This is a genomic window from Synechocystis sp. PCC 7509 (assembly GCF_000332075.2).
Classification (GTDB): Bacteria; Cyanobacteriota; Cyanobacteriia; order Cyanobacteriales; family Chroococcidiopsidaceae; genus Aliterella.
Genome location: NZ_ALVU02000001.1, coordinates 3,593,340 through 3,614,236, shown reverse-complemented (window position 1 = coordinate 3,614,236; position 20,897 = coordinate 3,593,340). Strand labels below are relative to the sequence as shown.

At 44.5% G+C, this 20,897-nt stretch carries 21 protein-coding genes and 2 pseudogenes; 6 read left to right on the top strand and 17 right to left on the bottom strand.

Going from position 1 to position 20,897, the window contains the following annotated elements:
• Positions 1 to 123: 123 nt before the first annotated feature.
• Positions 124 to 1,542: a LuxR C-terminal-related transcriptional regulator gene (locus tag SYN7509_RS0218115; protein WP_009631596.1), complete on the bottom strand. Its 1,419-nt coding sequence runs from the start codon at positions 1,540 to 1,542 to the stop codon at positions 124 to 126.
• 350 nt (positions 1,543 to 1,892) lie between these two features.
• Between SYN7509_RS0218115 and SYN7509_RS0218110 the strand changes: the two genes are divergently transcribed.
• A complete protein-coding gene (locus tag SYN7509_RS0218110) occupies positions 1,893 to 2,297 on the top strand; it encodes a condensation domain-containing protein (RefSeq protein ID WP_028954424.1) in 405 nt (134 codons plus the stop codon).
• Here SYN7509_RS0218110 and SYN7509_RS26320 read toward each other — a convergent pair.
• Positions 2,241 to 3,083: pseudogene (locus SYN7509_RS26320) on the bottom strand (IS5 family transposase). The gene SYN7509_RS0218110 and the pseudogene SYN7509_RS26320 sit on opposite strands and share 57 nt — an antisense overlap.
• Positions 3,084 to 3,287: 204 nt before the next feature.
• Between SYN7509_RS26320 and SYN7509_RS0218100 the strand changes: the two are divergent.
• On the top strand, positions 3,288 to 4,604 hold the full coding sequence (locus tag SYN7509_RS0218100; RefSeq protein WP_009630192.1) for a glycosyltransferase: 1,317 nt from the start codon (positions 3,288 to 3,290) through the stop codon (positions 4,602 to 4,604).
• Positions 4,605 to 4,918: 314 nt separating this feature from the next.
• The gene (locus SYN7509_RS0218095; RefSeq protein ID WP_009630191.1) at positions 4,919 to 5,626 is read left to right on the top strand and encodes a class I SAM-dependent methyltransferase; all 708 of its coding nucleotides are present in this window, start codon (positions 4,919 to 4,921) and stop codon (positions 5,624 to 5,626) included.
• A gap of 72 nt (positions 5,627 to 5,698) precedes the next feature.
• On the opposite strand, the gene SYN7509_RS0218090 is transcribed toward SYN7509_RS0218095, so the two are convergent.
• Both SYN7509_RS0218090 and SYN7509_RS0218085 read right to left on the bottom strand, forming a co-directional pair.
• Positions 5,699 to 6,553 (bottom strand): SDR family oxidoreductase, encoded by an 855-nt coding sequence (locus tag SYN7509_RS0218090; protein ID WP_009630190.1) that lies wholly within the window; start codon positions 6,551 to 6,553, stop codon positions 5,699 to 5,701.
• 92 nt (positions 6,554 to 6,645) lie between these two features.
• Positions 6,646 to 7,512, bottom strand: a complete 867-nt coding sequence (locus SYN7509_RS0218085; RefSeq protein WP_009630189.1) for an NmrA/HSCARG family protein — start codon at positions 7,510 to 7,512, stop codon at positions 6,646 to 6,648.
• Between the two features lie 131 nt (positions 7,513 to 7,643).
• Here SYN7509_RS0218085 and SYN7509_RS0218080 point away from each other — a divergent pair, with 131 nt between their 5' ends.
• The gene (locus tag SYN7509_RS0218080) at positions 7,644 to 8,561 is read left to right on the top strand and encodes a LysR family transcriptional regulator (RefSeq protein ID WP_009630188.1); all 918 of its coding nucleotides are present in this window, start codon (positions 7,644 to 7,646) and stop codon (positions 8,559 to 8,561) included.
• Positions 8,562 to 8,601: 40 nt separating this feature from the next.
• Here SYN7509_RS0218080 and SYN7509_RS0218075 read toward each other — a convergent pair whose 3' ends face one another.
• The 8 genes from SYN7509_RS0218075 to SYN7509_RS0218040 all read right to left on the bottom strand — a co-directional run bounded on the left by SYN7509_RS0218075 (position 8,602) and on the right by SYN7509_RS0218040 (position 16,520).
• Complete coding sequence (locus SYN7509_RS0218075; RefSeq protein WP_009630187.1) at positions 8,602 to 9,651, bottom strand: Kelch repeat-containing protein; 1,050 nt, start codon at positions 9,649 to 9,651, stop codon at positions 8,602 to 8,604.
• 66 nt (positions 9,652 to 9,717) lie between these two features.
• Positions 9,718 to 10,332: a nucleotidyltransferase family protein gene (locus SYN7509_RS0218070; RefSeq protein WP_028954422.1), complete on the bottom strand. Its 615-nt coding sequence runs from the start codon at positions 10,330 to 10,332 to the stop codon at positions 9,718 to 9,720.
• Entirely contained in the window at positions 10,329 to 11,501 is a 1,173-nt protein-coding gene (locus tag SYN7509_RS0218065) for an XdhC family protein (RefSeq protein ID WP_028954421.1), read from the bottom strand. The genes SYN7509_RS0218070 and SYN7509_RS0218065 overlap by 4 nt, the downstream gene beginning before the upstream one ends.
• A gap of 1 nt (position 11,502) precedes the next feature.
• Positions 11,503 to 13,743: a xanthine dehydrogenase family protein molybdopterin-binding subunit gene (locus tag SYN7509_RS0218060; RefSeq protein ID WP_009630218.1), complete on the bottom strand. Its 2,241-nt coding sequence runs from the start codon at positions 13,741 to 13,743 to the stop codon at positions 11,503 to 11,505.
• Positions 13,740 to 14,723 carry an FAD binding domain-containing protein gene (locus SYN7509_RS0218055; protein WP_009630219.1) on the bottom strand — a complete coding sequence of 328 codons (984 nt, stop codon included), beginning with the start codon at positions 14,721 to 14,723 and terminating at the stop codon, positions 13,740 to 13,742. The genes SYN7509_RS0218060 and SYN7509_RS0218055 overlap by 4 nt, the downstream gene beginning before the upstream one ends.
• A gap of 33 nt (positions 14,724 to 14,756) precedes the next feature.
• Positions 14,757 to 15,413: a 2Fe-2S iron-sulfur cluster-binding protein gene (locus SYN7509_RS0218050; protein WP_009630220.1), complete on the bottom strand. Its 657-nt coding sequence runs from the start codon at positions 15,411 to 15,413 to the stop codon at positions 14,757 to 14,759.
• A 113-nt stretch (positions 15,414 to 15,526) separates the two neighbouring features.
• Positions 15,527 to 16,135, bottom strand: a complete 609-nt coding sequence (locus tag SYN7509_RS0218045) for an SAM-dependent methyltransferase (protein ID WP_009630221.1) — start codon at positions 16,133 to 16,135, stop codon at positions 15,527 to 15,529.
• Positions 16,136 to 16,163: 28 nt separating this feature from the next.
• Complete coding sequence (locus SYN7509_RS0218040) at positions 16,164 to 16,520, bottom strand: ferritin family protein (RefSeq protein ID WP_028954420.1); 357 nt, start codon at positions 16,518 to 16,520, stop codon at positions 16,164 to 16,166.
• A 266-nt stretch (positions 16,521 to 16,786) separates the two neighbouring features.
• Between SYN7509_RS0218040 and SYN7509_RS0218035 the strand changes: the two genes are divergently transcribed.
• On the top strand, positions 16,787 to 17,725 hold the full coding sequence (locus SYN7509_RS0218035; protein WP_009630223.1) for an AraC family transcriptional regulator: 939 nt from the start codon (positions 16,787 to 16,789) through the stop codon (positions 17,723 to 17,725).
• A gap of 77 nt (positions 17,726 to 17,802) precedes the next feature.
• On the opposite strand, the gene SYN7509_RS0218030 is transcribed toward SYN7509_RS0218035, so the two are convergent.
• Together SYN7509_RS0218030 and SYN7509_RS31800 are read right to left on the bottom strand one after the other, a co-directional pair.
• Positions 17,803 to 18,483, bottom strand: coding sequence for a LysR substrate-binding domain-containing protein (locus tag SYN7509_RS0218030; RefSeq protein WP_227501567.1), 681 nt, complete (start codon positions 18,481 to 18,483; stop codon positions 17,803 to 17,805).
• A 27-nt stretch (positions 18,484 to 18,510) separates the two neighbouring features.
• Positions 18,511 to 18,693 (bottom strand): annotated as a pseudogene (locus tag SYN7509_RS31800) (helix-turn-helix domain-containing protein); the annotation flags it as partial.
• 99 nt (positions 18,694 to 18,792) lie between these two features.
• Between SYN7509_RS31800 and SYN7509_RS0218025 the strand changes: the two are divergent.
• Entirely contained in the window at positions 18,793 to 19,884 is a 1,092-nt protein-coding gene (locus SYN7509_RS0218025; RefSeq protein WP_009630225.1) for an NAD(P)-dependent alcohol dehydrogenase, read from the top strand.
• Positions 19,885 to 20,002: 118 nt separating this feature from the next.
• On the opposite strand, the gene SYN7509_RS0218020 is transcribed toward SYN7509_RS0218025, so the two are convergent.
• The 3 genes from SYN7509_RS0218020 to SYN7509_RS29295 are packed head-to-tail and all read right to left on the bottom strand — an operon-like array spanning position 20,003 to position 20,866.
• Complete coding sequence (locus SYN7509_RS0218020) at positions 20,003 to 20,212, bottom strand: hypothetical protein (protein ID WP_028954418.1); 210 nt, start codon at positions 20,210 to 20,212, stop codon at positions 20,003 to 20,005.
• A gap of 33 nt (positions 20,213 to 20,245) precedes the next feature.
• The gene (locus SYN7509_RS29300) at positions 20,246 to 20,590 is read right to left on the bottom strand and encodes an alpha-ketoglutarate-dependent dioxygenase AlkB (protein ID WP_084610693.1); all 345 of its coding nucleotides are present in this window, start codon (positions 20,588 to 20,590) and stop codon (positions 20,246 to 20,248) included.
• A gap of 3 nt (positions 20,591 to 20,593) precedes the next feature.
• The gene (locus SYN7509_RS29295) at positions 20,594 to 20,866 is read right to left on the bottom strand and encodes an alpha-ketoglutarate-dependent dioxygenase AlkB family protein (protein WP_051482596.1); all 273 of its coding nucleotides are present in this window, start codon (positions 20,864 to 20,866) and stop codon (positions 20,594 to 20,596) included.
• Between the last annotated feature and the right edge of the window lie 31 nt (positions 20,867 to 20,897).

Below are 20,897 nucleotides of genomic sequence, written 5' to 3'. Positions count from 1 at the left end.
TACTTTGGATTTAAGTTTAGCAATAAGACTAGGTGAAGGTGCAATCGCATTTGTTGTAGATGCTATGACCTAGCTAAATCAATAGGTAATGCCAAGAGTGCCATAGAAAAAGTTTACCTTGTGTTAAATCAAACCATTAATGATCGCACAAGCGATCGCCTGACACCGAGTTTTTGCCTTGAGTTTGGTTAAAACATTATTCATGTGAAACTTGACGGTACTTTCACTAATAATTAAATCTTGAGCAATGTCACGATCGCGCTTACCCTGGGTTAACAAAGTCAAAATCTCTAATTCGCGATCGCTTAGGTTTTGCTTTATTCCCTCCGCCTCAATGCCCCAAGATTGACCGCTAACTACTGATTCTACACAGCAACGCAATTGTTCTGGAGTCGTAGATAAGTTAACCTTGGCGGTAATTCCTTGAGGTATTCGATCTTTTTGCTCAATCCAGATTACCGATTTTGCGGTCTGTATCTTAGTAATATCATCGGTTAGCAGAGGTAAATTTTCGCAATCGCCAATTGTTAAACCTGCTAAAACACATAGGTGAGTAAAAGCCAATTGTAAAATCGGCGAACGACACTTAATTTGTAATTGCTGCTTTAAAACTTCGCCACTATAGGGAAGTTTTAGCACAACTTGCATTGCTCGTCCGTCGATACTAGCTTGATGCAACGAGCCGCCTAAGTAAGCAGCAATAAAACATAGTTCATTCAAGCACAACTCTATCCACGTCTGCGGACTGAAAGCGCTCTTGATAGGGAAAATAGCTTCAAGACTTGCCGTATCTTCACCATAAATTAGCCGACAAGAATTACACTCAAGGTGTTTGAGAATTTCCGCAGTTTGCAGAAAAACATAACTTAAAGGTAGATTTAATGGTTTTTCTGTTCCTATCAAAGTCAATCGAGTAGTGCTGAGAATAGTAACTAAGCGATCGCATAAACTTAAGTTAGAAGTATTATCATTTGCTTGCCAAGACTGTTTAATCTTTTGGTATTGCATGGCAGTATCTAAAGCAACCGCAGTGATCGTACAAAGAGTTTGTAATACTTCCAAAAACTCTAGCTCTAACGCTTGATTACTAAAGACTGCTAGAACGCCAATAGCTTTGTCGTTAATGATCAAAGGATACCCAGCAAACCCATGAATATTATTAGACCTTGCCCATTCTTTATTGCCTACCCAAGGTTCCCCAGCTAAATTGTTACTTAAAAAAGAAACGTGATTCTGAGCAATTTTGCCTACTTTAAATGCCCCCATCGGTACGCGGGAAAAGAAACCATTAGTATGACGGTACATTCCCGCCGAAGCAATGAGTTTTAAGCTAGTTTGGTCTGGTTCAACTAGCCAAAGCCGAGCTAAACACTGGTCAAATTTCTCTACCAAACCATCGGTAACTCGATGAGCAATTTCCTCTAGTTCTAGGCAGCCAGACAAGCTTTGAGCAATTTTGTTTGCTTGTTGCAAGTCAAATAAAATTCGCGTCGAGTCGAGCAAGCCATGCATCAAACTAGAAAATAAAATATCTAACCTCATTGAGTCTTAAATTGACTCAGAGTTTTGTATCTCAAACTACGAGTTGGGGTTTTGTGCCTAAAACCTTGAAAAGGGAGAATAGGGAAAGTAGTGAGCAAGGGAAAAAGTCAAGTGGGCGAGGCAGTAATAATTATTGACTCTCAAGGCGTAAAAAATACCTACAATGCCATTATTAAATCTACAGAGTTTTGTTTCCTATGCCCTGAATTTAGCAAGTGCGATTCAAATTAATTTCTACCTTTTAATCCAAAAATCCCGCGCATCCCGATAAAACTCCCCCGTGCTATCCCACTGTTGCGGCGTAGGGAAATGCAGCAACCCTAGCCAAACCTCTACCAAGGGCATACCTAGTGCCTGCTGTAATTGCAGCAACTACAAATCAAACTACCGCCATAGAACAAGGATTAATTACAGGTGCAGTACCCCTTACACCGATTCAGCACTGGTTTTTGGCACAAAATCAACCCGACGCGCACTACTGGAATCAGTCACTATTATTAGAAGTTGCGCCCGGAAGTAACCCCGATTTGTGGGAACAGATAGTACAGCATTTGCTCAATCATCATGATGCAGGTGGCAAAAATACTGTAGCGGAGGCTAATACTGTATCTGTATATCTGAGCCAGCAAGAAACCCAAGCTTTATTGCAAGAAGTACATCAGGCTTATCGCACCCAAATTAATGATGTGTTGCAAAAGTTAATTAGGGATAGTATTAGCTCTCATAAGTTCATAGTTATAGAGTCCAGCTATTAAGTTGAATCTTAAGCCAAATCTTCTGCGCCGATTGCGATATTTTTCTGATAATATCCTGAATATTTTGAGTTTTCTGTTGATATGTTCGATAATAATTCTCTGCCCTTGCTAGTTGTTGATTTTGCCGTTTATCTTCTTGACTTAAGCGTGAATTTTTTGGTTTCTTTTTAGGTGTTAAGCTTTTATTATGGTATCTTTTAATGCCTTGATATCCTTTGTCGCCTAAACAAATAAGTTCTTCTCTTATTTTTAATTTACTTAACTTAAAAAGCTTGAAATCATGGCTTCCTCCTTGCCCAAAAAAAGTACAGATGATTTCGCCTGTTTCTTGGTTGGCAACCACTTGAGACAACAATCGTGTGATTTCTTTTTTTTCCGGAATAGCATCGCTTCTGTTTTTTTTGGGCGTTCAATTTTCGATTCCGTCACGTCTATTACTATTACTTTGGGTTCGGCTTCACTTTCCCATAGCTTCTTTTTTCCTGGCAACTTAAAACTGGATGATTTTATCAAAACATCTTCCACTTTTCTAATTATCCGAAAAGCTGTAGATTCATATACACCCCAATCTTTGGCAATATGAAAATAAGTTCTGTATTCTCTTAAATATTCTAGAGTCATAAGAACCTGGTCTTCTGTACTAAGTTTGCTCGGTCTTCCCAAAACTTTTTTCTGCTTTTGATAAACTTTTACTATTTCCACCATTAGCTCAAAAGTTTCTGGATATACGCCACATAAACGCTTACATTCAGTTGGAATGAGCTTTTTAGCTTCCTCGTATTTCATCAACAATTTCCTGAGTATGTCTACTCACTCTATCTCAATTAACACTTTTGCAAGAGGTCTAGTGTTTGAATTCTTCAGAAGTCAGCTTTTTTACTTGTTTATAAGTCATTATTGTTTCTATCTCATCTTTTTCTCCCAATTCTAACACCTACTTTTGCAAGAGGTCTATACTAAAGTGACTTGCTTTCTTAACCATTAATCTATATGTCTCGTATTGGTATTCTATGTCCTGGTGCAATCGGTCATTTAAATCCAATGTGCAATTTGGGGATTGAATTGCTGCGTCGCGGACACAATGTCCTGTTGTTTGGTGTGCCAGAAGTAAAGGAAAAAATTTCTCAGTCTAACTTGGAATTTTGTGAAATCGGGGGTAGGGATTTTCCCCTTGGCAGCATAGAAAGTATGTATGCTCAATTAGGACAATTAACTGGATTAGAAGGCTTAAAATTTGCCATCCAATTTTTTAAGAAAGAAGCTAGTATGTTGTTTCGTGATGCTCCTGACGCTATTCGTAACGCTCAAATAGATGTTCTTCTTATCGATCAAGTTACAAGTGCTGGGGGAACTATCGCCGACTATCTAAACTTACCTTTTATTACAGTCTGCAATGCATTGCCCATTAATACAGAACCTGGGGTTCCTCCTTATTTCACTCACTGGACATATAAAAATGTTTGGTGGGCTAAACTGCGAAATCAGTTAGGGAATGTTCTAACTAATTATCTAACTCGATCTATTTGGGATGTATTGGTTCAGCAGAGAAAAACATGGCATTTGCCACCTCATTACAAGCGGACTGATTCCTATTCAAAACTTGCTCAGATATCTCAATTACCTCAAGAACTCGATTTTCCCCGGCAAAAAATCGCACCGTGGTTTCATTATGCAGGACCTCTCAAGAATCCCTCAGATATAGAACCTGTATCCTTAAATAGACAGCATTTCTCTTTTGACGTATTAAACGGTAAGCCCTTAATATATGCAACTCTAGGAACGTTGCAGAACCAAAATTGGAAAATTTTTCATTGCATTGCCGAAGCCTGCTTGGATATTGATGCTCAGTTAGTAATTTCCCTAGGAAATGCTAAAGCAGATGTATCGAAGGCTGATTTTCCTGGGAATCCAATTGTAGTTGCTTTCCCTCCTCATCAACAACTCATTAACCGTTCTCACCTAGTGATTACTCATGCAGGCAGCACAGCATTAAGTTGTTTAAGTAGTGGAGTTCCAATGGTTGCTATTCCAATTACCACCGATCAACCAGGCATGGCAGCAAGGGTCGCACGAGTTGGTGCAGGTGAAGTCGTACCCCTTACCAAACTGAATGTTCCTAAATTAAAGATGGCTATTAAGAAAGTGTTGGAAGAGCGTACTTATCGAGATAATGCAGCGAAGTTATGCTCCGCTATTCAGGAGGCAGGAGGAGTGTGCTATGCTGCTGATGTCATCGAACAAGTAATATCCACTCAAGCTCCTGTTTTGAATAAACGTCTACAGGGTTCTGATGCAAACAACTCATAATGGCAGCACTGCGAGGCGATTAATACCGCTATTTATGAAATTTGTACCTGTGCCATAGTTTTTTAAGCCGCTCTAATTGCTTGCCTGTCAAATAGATATTGAAAGCATCGTACAACGGTAGATGCGGAATATCACGCGGTTTTCTCTTGACAACTAAATTGCAGGTTTCCCCATCATGAGCAAAATGGTGTTCTTTTATTTTGCCTTTTTTAGCGTTCGGCGCTCTGCCACAGTAGGGGCATATTAAGTTAGATTTGCTGTTATCTACTTCCTCAACAAAAACTAATTGCTTGCTCTCTTATTGACTTCCCCACATGAAAAATCAACAACCAGCTATTGTTTTTGACCAAAAAACTGCTTCTGCCTACGATCAAAGGTGGGCTAAGTTGGCTCCAATCCGCGACTCCCTTGATTTATTGATCCGCGCCATACTATCTGAGCTTCCTGCCGATGCCCGGATACTTTGCGTCGGTGTAGGAACTGGATCGGAATTGATTAATCTAGCTCAAGCATTTCCACTATGGCAATTTACGGCGGTAGAACCTGCGATCGCGATGATTAATGTTTGTCGTCAGCGCGTTGAAGAAGGTGGCATCACATCCCGTTGCACTTTTCACGAAGGTTATCTCGATTCACTGCCCGAATCAGACTCCTTTGATGCGGCGACTTGCCTTGTGGTTTCTCACTTTATTATGGAGAAAGAGGAGAGGCGCAACTTTTTTAACCAAATTGCTTTACGACTTCGCCCCCAAGGATATTTGATCAGTTCTGATATAGCTTCTGATATGTCTACTTCAGACTATCAAAGCCTTCTTGAGATTTGGCTACGAATGATGAAGTCTGCCGAATTGCCGGAGGACGACATTGAAAAAATGCGCGCTGCTTATGGTCATGATGTTGCTGTGCTGCCACCCCAGGAAGTTGCATCAATTATTGCATCGGCTGGCTTTGATCCACCTGTGCTATTTTTTCAGAATCTACTTATTCATGCTTGGTATTCAAGGCGAACATCACCTGATTAAAAGTCATCAACGGTTACTTGCTACTTTAAAACGCCAAATATTACCACCTGTAAATTCTGGGACAATTGATTCTCAACGGCTCTTTAGCTCGTAAATGTAATGTTTTAGCGATCGCGGATTTCGACCGAGAATAGCTTGCAATACTAAAGAGTTGCCGCCAGGAAAACCATAGCGATTGTAGTTGGCATACATCCGCGCCAAACCCTCTTTAATAGTTGGATCGTTTATGTGCGCTGCTTGCACCCACTCCTCAAAGGCTGGCTCCCCTGCTTCAATAGTGCGCCCCAGCGCCTCGCTCATCAGCGTCACCAACTCTACACGGTTGACCATGCCAGGGGCGCACAACTCAAAAGTGCCGTAACTCAGCTTGTCCCCAGTCAGCGCTAGGGCGGCGACTTCTGCGACATCGCGGTAATCGACGTAAGATGCTTTTACGTGTTTGGAGTAAGGCAGAGAGAAACGACCATGTTCCAACACGGCGCTCCAGCTACTATTGAGATTCTGCATAAACATAGTGGGCTGCAAGACAGTAAATTCCATCCCTGATTCGTACAAAGCTTCCTCCACTGGACGTTTAGCTGCATGATTACTTAGCTTAGAAATTGACGGGTGGATGACACTGGAGAAAACAAATTTCTGTACATTAGCAGATACTGCCGCCTCAACCATTGCTACGCCTAGCTCTGCCTCATCGGGTGCAAAGGCGGGATTGATATGAAATACTCCGTCTACACCACTAGCAGCAGCACGAAGACTAGCGGGGTCACGAAAATCTGCGATCGCAATCTCGTCTGCTCCTTGCTGCCGTACCGCCTCTGATTTACTTTCATTGCGTATCAGCGATCGCACCGTAACACCACGCTGCTTTAGCTCTGGCACTACAAGGCTGGCATACTTGCCCGTTGCTCCAGCTATCAATACTTTCATCGTTATCTCCTTGGTTAGCAAATCTGCTGGCATAATCAACCTTGTACTCAAGCGGCAGCAAAAACTTTCTATACTTTCGCTTCCATATTGGTTTATTTTGCCCAATTACCGGAGCGCAAATAGGATTCAAAGTCAGTCAGTGTAGGAAAATCGTGTTTCAACTGTGTAAAGTCTGCAATATAGCCGACGTTCTCAAACCAACGATACATGATGGTTACTTCCTCTCCAGCTTGCTGCTCAAATGCTGCAAACGGAATTTGTTGGTAGTTGACGGGTTGTCCCAAAACTTGGCTAAAGGCAGCAGCGATTTCTGGCATTGTCATTTCCACACTAGCAACTTCGATCTCGCGGTGCATAAAGTCTGCGGGGCGCTCAAATACCTCAGCAACCATTGCCCCATAATCTTCTTCGGATAGTTGCTGTAATTTTGTTTCGGGACTGAGAGGCTGAAAAAGCGTTCCGGTTTCAACCATTGATTGCATTCCGTTGTAGTTATAAAAGAAGAACACCGGACGCATGATTGTGTAAGGTAATGCGGTTTCTCGAATGTATTCTTCAACTTGAAACTTGCTATCAAAATGCGGAATCCCAGTGTTGCGTTGGGCGCTACCCACCGAACTGTAGACGAAATGCTGAATATTTGTGCCTTTGGCTGCGTCTGCAACAGCCTTGCCCTGACGGATCTCGGTGTCCAATCCATTTTTAAAGTCCTGTACTGAAAAAACGCCATAAACGTCTGCAAAAGCACGATCCAAGGAAGCGCGATCGCCCAGATCACCTTTTACAAGTTCTGCACCCGCTTGTTGAAGGGCAATAGATGCGGGCTTATTTTGATCTCGAACTAGAGCGCGAACTTTAAATTTTCCTCGTTGCAAAAGATGACGCGCCACCGCGCCGCCCTGATTGCCCGTTGCTCCGATAACTAAGATGATTTGTTGTGCGTTTGTTTGCTGTGTCATATTTGTTTCCTTAATCTTATTTGGGACTTGGCAATTTCAACTTATCTAAACAGTAGCTTGTACAAGAAAAGAGAAAAAGTAGTTAAACTTCAAAACACTTGTGCAAAAAATTCAAAGCTGTGGTGGAGGGAATGGATAAGCTGAAAAGCCTGATGATTTTTATGCGCTCCGCTCAATGTGGCAGCTTTTCTGAAGCAGCAAGACAGTTGGGCATGGCTCCTTCGGCTGTGAGTCGAGCGGTATTACGTTTAGAAGACCAATTGGGGGTGCGCTTGCTTGGGCGAACGACTCGCAGTTTGACACTGACTGAAGATGGCAACCGATTTTATCAACGCTGTCAGCAAATTATCAACGATTTGTCAGAAGCCGAACTTGAAGTCAAGCGATCGCAATCTATACCGAGCGGAACTTTACGGATCGATCTTAGTAATACCTTTGGCAAAATGCACATTGCCCCGACTTTGCTGCAATTTGCCACACAATACCCTGACTTAAAGCTAAATGTTTCTTTTAGCGATCGCTTGAGCGATCTGATTGAGGAAGGTATTGATGCAACGGTGCGGATTGGCATCAGCAGCGATAGCAGTTTAATCATGCACTACTTAGCAACGGCACGCTACATCACCTGTGCCTCGCCGTCGTATCTGGCTCAATATGGTATGCCCACAACGCCCATCGAACTATTGCAGCATCGCACTGTCAATTTTATCTATCCACAAACTCGACAAGAACCTATCTGGAAATTTGAACAAGAGGGCAAAATAATTGACCTTGCTGTTGATAGTTATCTGCGATTTGATGACTCAGAGGTGATTTTAGCAGCAGTGATTCAAGGAGCGGGTGTAGTCCAACTGCCTAAATTTATTGCCGCCAAAGCGATCGCGCGTGGAAACCTCCAACCCATTCTTCAATCTTACGCGACTCAAGTTGGATTACCGATCGCAGTATTGTATCCCCAAAAACGCTATCTCTCGGCTAAAGTTCGCGTCTTTGTTGAATTTATGACAAAATTAGCGGTGGCATTAAAACAAGCTGATGTTGTAGATTGAAAGCCTGAACAAGTTGGCGTAGTGTTTAAATAGTAAAAGATTAAGGTATTGCTCCGTTGGTGGGCAATACTAGCACTTCGTGGCTCGTTGTAGCGGCATTTCCGCCCGTTTTAGTTCCGCCACCAAAAACAAAAATTCGGTTGCCAACGGCGGATGCCCCTAATCCGTGTCGGGGGGTTGGTAAGGGTGGTAATGTTTCCCATTTGTCAGTTTTCGGGTCGTATACCCAACTTTCGGCAAAAACTTTCTGCTCTGGAACCCATTGTTCGCCGCCAAAAACGTAAAGCTTGCCCAAATGGGAAGTTGCCGCCAGACCTCCTCTAGCTTGAGGCATAGGCGATCGCGTCTGCCAGCGATTGAGATTAGGATCGTAAACTTCAAGATTTGCTACATTGACTTGGCGTGCAGTGCCATCAGCATTTTTGGAAAATTTGCGCCCACCAACAACATAGATTTTGCCATCAATTACGGCTGAGGCTGCACTGTTTCGCGGTGTCGATGCATTGGCAAGGGACGACCATCGTTTAGTTATTGGATCGAATACTTCGTTTCGTACGCTGTCGATGTGGTCGTTGAAAAGTCGAGCGTTTTCAGTAGCTCGAACGCGCCCGCCAATTAGGTAGACTTTATTATCAACTACTGCGGATATCCCCTCGGCGCGAGCCACTGGCAGGTCAGTACCTTGAGTCCAAGTATTAGAACTGGGATTGTAGATAAACATAGTCGGCTGTGCGCGCCAGTCTGGAAACCCGCCAGTAAAACCGCCAATACCATAGAGTAAACCATTGACTGCCGACAGTGTAATATGATGGCGTGCTTCCGGTAGCGGTCTTAATACTGTCCAAGTATCCTTGACCGGGTCGTAAGACTCGAAGTGGGCGGAAAAGCCAGTGTTTGGGCTGAGTAAACCGCCGACTACGTAAATTTTGTTGTTCAAAACTTCTGGATAAAGCTCTTGCCGAGCTACCGTTGGTGATGTCGCTTTAGTCCAATAGGGCAACTGACTTTGCGCTTGACTGAGTACGGGCGAACCTAGTAACATTACTGAACAAATCGAGAGTGAGAAAGAAACCAGAGATTTAGATGGCATAGTTATGTATTCCGTAGTATTTTCTCTCTACGCAAGCTAAAAAAAGTTTTGTTCGCAATGCAATGTTCATGTCATAACAAGAAGCTCTGCGTATTCTTTTGGTGTGTCAATGTCCATAGCGCCTTCTGGAAAAGATATACTAAAAACTTCCTGAGAATGCTTTTTAATAACTTGTTTTGCTCCTTCACCATTTTTAAGTGTGATAAGTTCCGAGAACAAGCGATCGCTAAATAAAGCTGGTACACCTAAAGCTTCTCCATACTCGCAAGCAATAATCGGCTGATTTGTCGAATAGTGTGTTAAGGCAAGCTGATTAATAATCTCGGTAGAAATGAAAGGTTGATCGCAAAGCGTGACTATTGCTGCCTTTACTTCTGGGTAAGATGTTGTTAGCTCTTGAATCCCTACTTTAATTGAAGAACTCATCCCTTTAGCCCACTGCAAGTTTTCTACTATTTGAATAGAAAGATGGCTGATATCAGGCTTAATAAGTTGGGCATAAGCGCCCAAAATAACAACAATTGGTCGGCAGACAGAAGACTTCGCAACTTCTATGGTGTGACGAAGTAAAGTGCATTCTTGATAGGGCAACAATTGCTTAGGCGTACCCATGCGCGTTGATGCTCCAGCAGCTAGAATAACAATTCCAATGTTTTGGTTATATTCTTCAACGACCTTCATACGCTGACATACTTTTTAACTGACGGGTTTAATTGATTGCCCTGCTTGGTAATTGGTTCGTGAATCGATCCCTTTCGCTCTCTTAGCTGGTTTCCTAAACGGTTAGTAATCACAGCTTGAATTCCGGCAATAATTGACAGAGCAATTTCTTCGGGAGTATCAGCACCAATATCAAGCCCAATAGGAGCATATAATCGGTGCATTTGTTCTCTAGTGGGATTAATTTCTATTTGGCGCAATTCTTCTAGCAAACGCTCGGTTCTGCTTTTAGGTCCGAGAATACCTAAGTAGCAAACTTGCGATGGTAGGAGGGTTTTGAGAACTTCGCGGTCGTGCAAGTAGTTGTGAGTCATAACTACAGCTACAGTGCGATCGCTCACAGCAACATAGTCACTAATATTTTCTGGACGAGATAGTACAATGGCATCTGCATCAGTAAATCGATTTTGTGTTGCTTCTGATTGTCTTGTATCAACAACGGTGACATTCCAACCTAATTCTTTAGCAAAACGCGCTACAGGTATTGCATCATGACCCGCACCAAAAATTACAAGTGGTAATGGTGGCTGGATAACTTCAATAAAAACCTCTACTTCACCATTAGGTAATAGATAGGACTTCAAGGTTGAAACTTTGTCTTGTAATGCTGTACGTGCGTCTTCAACTATGCTTGCGGCTATAAAATTTGAGAACTGGTTAATAAAATTGCCATTTTGTTGCAACATTAAACGAGTTCCAACTTGCTCTTGAACCGAACCGGTGGCGCTAACCAAGGTGGCTACAACACCTAATTGGCGATCGCTGTAGCACCTAAATAGAAACTCTACATAATCTGCTTGAGAAGGTGTAATCGGCTCAATTAGCACGCGCACCAAGCCATTACAGCCTAGTCCCAGTCCCCAGACAATATCTTCATCAGAGGTGGTGTCATAGGTTACTACTGTTGGTTGATTCGTTGCCATTACTTTTTGCGATCGCAAACAAACATCGGCTTCTAAACAACCTCCACTAATTGTCCCTATACTACGACCATCAGAAGTTAGCAGCATCCGCGCTCCTGGGCGGCGATAGGTAGAACCACTAGCTTCAATCACCGTAGCCATGATAGTTGTTTTGCCTTGACGGTTGCTTTTTTCAAGTTCCGCTAAGATGGCGATAAATTCTTTCATGTTAAATTAATTTGTCTAGGGTAATGGGCAGAGAACGAACGCGCTTGCCCGTAGCGTGATAGACCGCATTGGCGATCGCCGCCGCTACGCCTGTAATCCCAATTTCGCCAATCCCTTTAGCTCCGATTGCGTTGATGTGGGGATCATTTTCTTCAACAAAATAAGCCTCAATTGCTGGAATATCAGCATTAACAGGTACGTGGTACTCGCCCAAATTGGGATTGACAATACGCCCATAACGGTTGTCGGTTATGGTTTCTTCTAACAGCGCCATGCCGATACCCATCGTAATCCCACCGATTAATTGCGAATTTGCGGTTTTTCTATTCATGATTCGTCCTGTGCCAAAAGCTCCCACAAAGCGGGTTACGCGAACTTGACCAATATCGGGATCGATACGTACCTCGGCAAATTGCGCGCCAAAGGAGTGCATTGAGTATTTTTTATCTGCTTGGTCGAATTTAGCATCAAAGCTGGCTTCTACCATTTTCAAATTATTGCGTTGGAGAATCGATGCGTAGGTTTCGCTTTTAGTGCGATCGCTCTTCACAAACAACTGTCCATTTTCAGTAGCAATTTCTGTGGCGGGAATTTTGTAAAGCGGCGATTTTCTATCTGCGCGAGCTATAGCTAATACTTTTGCCCGGACTGCTTGCGTTGCTCCTTCAACTGCGGTTCCGACGGAAGATATTGTTGCCGAACCGCCGGAAACTGGCGCACGCGGCAAATCAGTATCGCCAAGCTCAAATCGCACCTTTTCGACAGCAATTCCCAACACATCAGCAACCACTGGTGGTAATGCTGTCGCCGTACCCGTACCCATCTCGTGCGTACCGCTTTGGACAACGACGCTACCATCGAGCATAATTTTGGTTACAGCACTAGCAGGAAAGTGAAGCACAGGGTAGGTAGCACTAGCCATCCCCATCCCCACAAGATACCGACCGTCGCGCATCGAACGCGGTTCGGGGTTGCGCCGCGACCAGCCAAATTTCTCAGCGCCAAGCTGATAAGATTCTTTGAGCGATTTACTCGACCAAGGCAAATTGGTATCGGGGTCGGTGTCTGCATGGTTACGCAAGCGCAACTCAATCGGGTCTAGCTTTAACTTATAAGCAAGTTCGTCAAGGGCAGATTCAAGGGCGAAGGTTCCTGAAGCTTCACCTGGGGCGCGCATAAACGTGGGCTGACCTTTGTTTAACCGTACAACTCGTTGCGAAATTTGCACGTTTGGGCAGGCATACATCATATGAGTAGCCTTTGTAAACGGTTCGACAAATTCACCAATGGTTTCAAGGCAAGTATCAGAAATACCTTGATGAGCTAGAGCAGTCAACTTGCCCTCTGAAGTAGCAGCTAGAATAACTTGTTGCTCGGTTTGCGCTCTATATCCAACGCCTGTAAACATCTCCGGGCGTGTCAAAACTAACTTAACCGGACGACGCACGTAACGAGCGGCAAGAGCAGCTAGGGGGACGTGCGACCACATTGTACCTTTACAACCAAACGCTCCACCGATAAATTTGCAGACAACGCGGACATTTTTTTCAGGAATTCCAAAAGCTGCTGCTAGAGTTTTGCTCGTACCAAAAATGTTCTGTGTAGAATCGTAAACAGTGAGGCGATTTCTTTCCCAAACGGCGGTTGTCGCGTGCGGCTCCATTGGGTTATGGTGTTCGATGGGTGTTGTATAAGTTTCTTCAACCTGCACCTTCCCTTCAGCTAAACCTTGCTTGAAATTCCCGCGCAGCATATCTGCTGGTCTTCGTGATACTTTGCCTTTGGGTACAACTGCCCGATCTCGCAAACGCTGTATCTCAACTAAAGGTGGTTGTTCGGCGTACGTAACCCGGACTAATTCGGCGGCGTGGGTGGCGCGTTCAAAGGTGTCGGCAACTACCACACCAATATATTGACCAACATGATAGATGTTATTATCGCTTAAAGGTAGGCGGCTTTCTGCTGCACCTCCTCCGGCTGTAAAAGCTGGCATGACCTTGAGTTTAGGCGCGTTAGCGTGAGTAAGAATAGCGAGAACTCCTGGTGCTTTTTCTGCGGCGCTGAGATCCATGCTCTTAATTTCGCCACGAGCAATTTTACTGTCAATTAGAACGGCGTAAGCAAGATTCTTTTGGGGAAATTCCGCCGCGTATTGTGCCGTCCCTGTGACTTTGAGGCGACCATCGACCCGATCCATCGGCTTGCCTGTTACGGCATTAGTTGCTCTATCTGCTTGATTCATACTGCTGTCCCCTCTGTTGCTATAGTTAGCGATCGCACAATTGCCCTTTTTGCTAGTTCCACTTTAAAAGCGTTGTGTTTGTAACCTTTTGCCCCCTGTAAAGTCGCCGCCGCCGCCGCCTGAAAGGTTTGTTCGTTTGGTTTTGCGCTTATCAGTATCTTCTCGGCTTCTACTGACCGCCAAGGTTTATGCGCCACTCCTCCTAATGCCATTCGCGCATTGCCAATCGTACCGTTGTTAATTTCTAGGGCAGAAGCAACGGAAACTACAGCAAAGGCATAGGATGTTCTGTCTCGAACTTTGAAGTAATGAGAATTTTCGGCAAAGGATGAATTAGGCAAATCAACGGCTGTAATTAATTCCCCTGGTTGCAATACTGTCTCAATTTGGGGCGTATCTCCAGGTAAGCGATGAAACTCCGCAAAGGGAATTGCGCGATCGCCTTTTGCTCCTGAAACTTGTACCACCGCATCCAGTGCGGCTAGTGCCACGCACATATCAGACGGATGAGTTGCGATACAACTATCACTCGTACCTAAAATTGCATGGATGCGGTTATAGCCTTCAATGGCGGCACAGCCAGACCCAGGTTGACGCTTATTGCAAGGTGCGGAGGTATCGTAAAAGTAATAACAGCGAGTTCTTTGCAGCAAATTTCCACCAAGAGATGCCATATTTCGCAGTTGTGGCGATGCCCCAGCAAGTAAAGCTTGCGAAAGTAGCGGATAGCGCGTGCGGATTAGAGGATGGTTAGCAGTATCGCTGTTTTTTGCCAGCGCCCCGATGCGTACACCGTTAGCGGTGGGTTGAATTTGCGCCAACTGTATTCTAGTAATATCAATTAGACGGTTTGGTTGTTCTACGCCTTCTTTCATCAAGTCAAGAAGATTCGTACCGCCAGCAATAAATTTTGTTTGGCTGGTGGCGGACTCAATGGCTGTGCTGGTTTCGGTCGCACGTAAATAAGTAAATGGTTTCATAGGGAAAGGGAGTTATAAAAACAAATAATCTTTTTATGAATTGGCTTGACTTACTTCCTGCACTGCCGCCACAATGCCAGGATAAGCACCGCACCGACAAATGTTGCCACTCATGCGTTCCGAGATTTCCATAGCGGTCAATTCAACTTGTCCTTGCTTCCTGACATCTGCTGTTACGGAGCTTGCTGTACCTGCTTTTGCTTCAGCTATAGCACCCACTGCCGAACAAACTTGACCGGGGGTACAATAGCCGCACTGAAAGCCGTCATGCTTGATGAAGGCTGCTTGTACGGGGTGTAATTCATTGCCGCGCGCTAACCCTTCAACGGTGGTGATTTCGGTATCGTCGTACATAATTGCCAGCGACAAACAGGAATTGATGCGCTGTCCGTTAACCAATACAGTGCAAGCACCGCATTGACCGCGATCGCATCCTTTTTTTGTTCCTGTTAAACCAATGCGATCGCGCAACGCATCCAATAATGTGACACGCGCGTCTATTTTTAGATTGCGTTCTGTGCCATTGACTCGCAGCGTTACATCGACTACTTCTGGTGCTTGATTTGGTGCGCTTTGGCTACGAGGGCTTGTTTGCGCCCAAGTTTTGCTTGTCAAATTCCCCAACACCGCTACTACTGTACCGGAAATCATTATTTGACCAAACCGTCGGCGTTTTAACCTGATTCGCATATTTATACTCTTAAAATTACTGAATTTAAGCGCAAACGGCAAAGAAGTCACCCTTGACTTTTTACTTGTACCTAGGATTTAGCGAGCATTTTAACTCAATCAGTTAAATATGCTCATCGCAAATTGGGAGGAACTTCTTTGGGGATAGTCCATAAGTAGATAGTAGAACCTTCTTTTGTTTGCACCGTTCGCTCTGGTTTCCACTCGCCCATGTCAAAATCATGGGAGACAATGCGAGTACCTGGCTTGAGTTGCTTAAATAATTGAGGTCGCAACCTCACATTTAGTTCGGGTAAAAGGTAAAGCGTTACAACCGTTGCTTGGCTAATATCCGTTGTAAATAAGTCCTGATTAAGAAACTTAACGCGATCGCTTACTCCGGCTTTTTGAGCATTAGCATTAGCTTCTTGGATGCGTTCGGGGTTAATATCTATGCCAATTCCCCTAGTCCCAAATTTCTGCGCTGCGGTGACAGGAATCCGCCCATCACCACTACCAAGATCGTAAATTACATCATTTTTTGTCACTTTGGCTAATGCCAGCATTTCGTCTACAACTTCCTGGGGCGTAGGCACATAGACTACATCCGGTTCGCGCAAAGGAGTTTGAGTAGTGGTCGGAGTTTGACTAATTTGAGCATTACTCTGGCTTAATGGGACGCATCCAGTAATCCCAATACTTACACTTGCTACCAGTAAACAAATTGTGCGTTGAAGTTGCATAATTTTTGACTCTATTTAGTATTAAGTTCTAAATCGGTAATTTTTTTGTATCACGCAGCAACTGAGCGTAAGGTTCTAAACGAGTTGCTAAAGCAGTTATTCTATTTTTGATGCAAATAATGGTATTTGAGGAGTCATTTAGCGACGATTTTGGGCAATTTGTTTTCGTGTCTACCCTGCTCAAAGACACCTTTGAGGCGGCAAAAAAATTAATGTATTCTTCCACAATCGCCAAAATTTCGTCATAGATTGCGTGGGGTTGGTAAAAATTTATTTGTTGATTCCATTGCGCCTGCTTGATGTAAGTTTTCAACTCTATAACAGTCGCTAAGGTTTGGTGTAACATTTCAATTACCTCAGATTGGGCTGATTGTGAAATCTTCATGTTTTGGTAATTATCCTAGGGGCTAGATGTCATTAGTTTCCGAGGATTTGCGATCGCATCACAGGCACTATGAGAAAAGCACTCGTGGGCAATGTCATAGCTAAATTTGTAAGTTAGATATGCTTATGTTAAGCGCCACCGATAGGATGTTCAATGCCTAAACCTCGCGTTTAATTGCCTAATCCTCCAAACCAAGGTTTAAAAAATTAATGGAGTTACACTATATTGCTCATTAAGATAATGCTGAAATAAGTTGAAGAACTAGCATGGCGATTGAGAGTATCAACCACTGCGAGATTGACAATGAGTGTAAAAAATTGGCGGCATTACTCACCAGACACACCGATAGTCGGGGGAATGGTTCTCATCCTACAGCGATCGCCAAGCTGGAATTTAGACGAGTATCTGATGTTTCTACATCACTGCACAATGTCTGCGAACCGCTCCTAGTCATTGTCGTTCAAGGGAAAAAAACAGTATTGCTAGGGGAAGAAACCTATCATTATAGTGTTGCTCAATATCTGACGCTCTCCGTCGATCTGCCACTAAGAGCATTTGTAGTACAAGCTACTCCAGAACAGCCCTATTTGGCTTTCAAGCTGCAATTAGACTTACGCCAACTGTGTGATATTCTCGCAGAAACTCAAGTGATGGAGGAGACTGGGATCATTGCCAGTAACAAAGAAAACTCTGTCAAAGGCTTGTTCGTCAGCAATGCTGATGCACCATTGATTGATTGCGCGCTCCGACTGACCCGACTTTTGGATACGCCACAAGATATCCCGATCCTAGCACCGATGATTGTCCGCGAAATCTACTATCGTTTGCTGATGGGCGAACAAGGCGAAGCTGTCCGCCAGATTGCCACATCCGGTAGCACAATGCAACGCATCGCTGAAGCGATCAAACTGATTAAGGCTAATTTTACAAACCTAATGCGAGTTGAGGATCTAGCTAGAAACGCCAGTATGTCTGCTTCTTCTTTCCATTACCATTTCAAAGCCGTGACCTCAATGAGTCCGTTGCAATATCAAAAGCAGTTAAAACTATTAGAAGCTCGTCGCCTGATGCTGGTGGAAGATTGCGATGCTACAAGTGCTGCGTATCGAGTAGGCTATGAAAGCTCCTCACAATTTAGCCGTGAGTATTCTCGTTTGTTTGGCGCGCCGCCAATGGGGGATATTAGACGATCGCGCATTGCTTAAGCAGTGCGACAATTATTGATTTATGTTGAATTTAAGGCGATCGCCAGGCACTTTGTGGTTCGACAATACCAGCAGATTTAACTAACTTGCAGAACATCAATCAACGCCGCCAATGCTGGCGGTGTCTGGCGGCGGTTTGGATGATAAAGGTAGTAACCGGGAAAGATTGGACACCACTTTGCTAACACTTTAATCAGCCTACCCTCAGCAACAAGGTCAGCAATTCGATCTTCAAAAAGATAGGCAATGCCTTGTCCTGCTAAGGCAGCAGCAAGGAGTAAATCGCCGTCATTAAAAACGAGAGAACCATCGACCCTGACTTGAAACGGTCGCCCGTCTTCCTCAAACTCCCAAGAATAAAGACCGCCAGAAGTTGCGAATCGATAGTTGATGCAGTTATGTCCGGCAAGGTCTTGGGGTGTATTGGGAATAGGACGGTTAGCAAAATAGGCTGGCGACCCCACAACGGCTGTTTGGATATCCGAGCCGACCTTTAGTGCAACCATATCTTTGGCAACCTTTTCACTAAATCGGATGCCCGCATCATAACGGCTCTCGATAATATCCGTTAAAGCGTCATCTACCGTAATCTCGACGCGGATATCTGGATAGGCAGCCAGGAAACCAGGTAGTACGGGACACAGCACAGAGGTCGCTGCGTGCTTAAAGGTGGTAATGCGTACCGTTCCCGCAGGCTTGTCACGCATTTCACCCAAAGCTATCAGTTCGGCATTGATATCTTCAAAGGCAGGTCGCAAGGTCTTTAATAGTCGTTCGCCAGCTTCAGTTGTTGAAACCCTCCGGGTCGTTCGCGCCAGCAATTGTAAACCAAGACGGTCTTCGAGGGCTTTCATAGCGTGGCTCAAGGCAGAGGGGGACATTCCCAGTTTTGACGCGGCGCGGGTAAAGCTCATCTCGTCAGCAACCACCACGAAGGCGGCTAAGTCATTTAGTTCGTCACGTTTCATTACTGCATATTTTTCATAAATCTATGCTGATTATACTATCTAGTAAATTAATCGCAGCCGATCTATCCTTGGTTCATAATCTACAAATAAGAACCGCAAATGCCAAAAGATACCTCTATTGAGCCAAAACAATTGATGCGACCTTGTTATGGACTTGCCGCTTTAAACAAAAGCGATCGCCTCCTTCCTTGGGCTTTCGAGCGGCGGGCATTGCGAAGTAACGACATTGCCGTAAAAATTCAGTTCTGCGGCGTATGTCACAGCGATTTGCACGCAATTCGGGGAAATAGCCAATTTCCTTTAGTCCCCGGTCACGAGATAGTCGGCGAAGTGACAGCGGTCGGCGCAGATGTGACAAAATTCCAAGTCGGCGATGCGGTGGTAGTAGGCACAATCGTTGATTCTTGCGGTCAATGTCCTCCGTGCAAAAGCCACATAGAGCAATATTGCAGTGAAGGTGTGACCACTACCTATGACGGCACAGATAGACAAGACGGCAGCATTACGCGCGGGGGCTACTCGAACGAGTATGTTGTTGACACTCATTTTGCCTATCACATCCCCTCTAATCTCGCTCCGGCAAGCGTCGCACCACTGCTCTGCGCGGGAGTAACAACCTGGTCGCCGCTTCGCCACTGGGATATAAGGACAGGTAAAACAGTGGGGATTGTGGGGCTAGGTGGGCTTGGACACATGGCAGTAAAATTCGCTCACGCTCTAGGCGCTTATGTTGTGCTGTTTAGTACGTCGGCAGCAAAGCTTGCTGACGCGAAGGCGCTGGGGGCAGACGAAGCAATTTTGTCAACGGACGAGGCGCAAATGGCAGTCCAGAAAAATCGCTTTGATTTCATCCTTGATACCGTTTCATCGGGTCATCCACTCAATCCCTATCTGCGGATTCTCAAGCTCGACGGTACGCTTTGCTGTCTTGGCATTCCCGCAGACATGGATTTTAGCCCCGTTTTGCTAACAATGGGACGGCGGCGGCTGGCTTCTTCTGGTGTGGGGGGTATTCAAGAAACCCAGGAAATGCTTGACTTCTGTAGCCAGCATAATATCTCAGCCGATGTTGAGGTCATCAAGGCGGAGGATATTAACGACGGGTTTGAACGGCTGGAGCGAGGAGATGTTCGTTATCGTTTGGTAATTGACATGGCGACGCTCAATGCGCCAGCCGAAGATGCTGCTTAATCTTTCCTAGCACCAAAATCTGGAGCTACATCGTAAAAATTTATTTTTCTTTTTGATTGAGGTTAGCCAAAGATTCAAGAAACATCCTGCCGGAAACTTCAATTATTTGAGCATTTATTCACCTATTGTCTTTAGAAAACAATGAGCGATCGCACTGTAAATAATTAGGCACATCAACACGATCTAAAGCAGTTTGGGAAGCAATCATTTTGTTCATGTCTGGGTTGTCGGTAACAACCCACCATCCACAACCAAAGACTGACCAGTTTAATTGAGTGGAAGTGAGAAGGTAAGTTTCAATCGGTACAACGCCGATGACCTGCCACACATGGCTTTTGCCCTACAGAGAGTGGGAAGCTCGTCAATTTTGCTCGCCACAATCAATCGCATCCACAGGAGGTCTAAACGTCCAGTTAATGCGATCGCCAACCCGACGAGCGGTTTTTGGCACTGAGTGAACCCAGTCTTCTTGACAGCCAGGGAGCATGATTAACAAAGACCCGCTCTCTAGTTGGTAGTCAACGGTTTGACCGCTTTCCTTGTGCCGCAGCTTAAATTTGCGAGTGCTACCTAAGCTTATTGATGCGATCGCAGGTCTTTTACCGATTTGAGGAAAATCATCAGAGTGCCAGCCAATTGAGTCTTTGCCTGTGAGATAACGATTACCAACGGCAAAATTAAACTTATATCCGCTTAATGCGTAAATGCGTTAGCGAAGCTTTCCGAAGGAATCGCGCGCCTCTAATAAGAAGTCCGGCCAGGGAGCGGCTTTTATTTGGCTACCACGATATTCGTAGTGCAGGTCGTCGCCAAATAAGGACTCCTCACGCGGTACAGGAATTAATTTTCCATACATACTTATTTCACCCCGCGTCCATTCTAGTTTCTGTGACTTTTGAAACCAATCGAGGTTATCTACGGAGTTGAGAAAATTGGGGTAAAACAGAACGGGCGGCTTAATTTTGGTTAGAAAACTACTCATGTATCTTCTCCTTTTATTAATTCCTTATGGT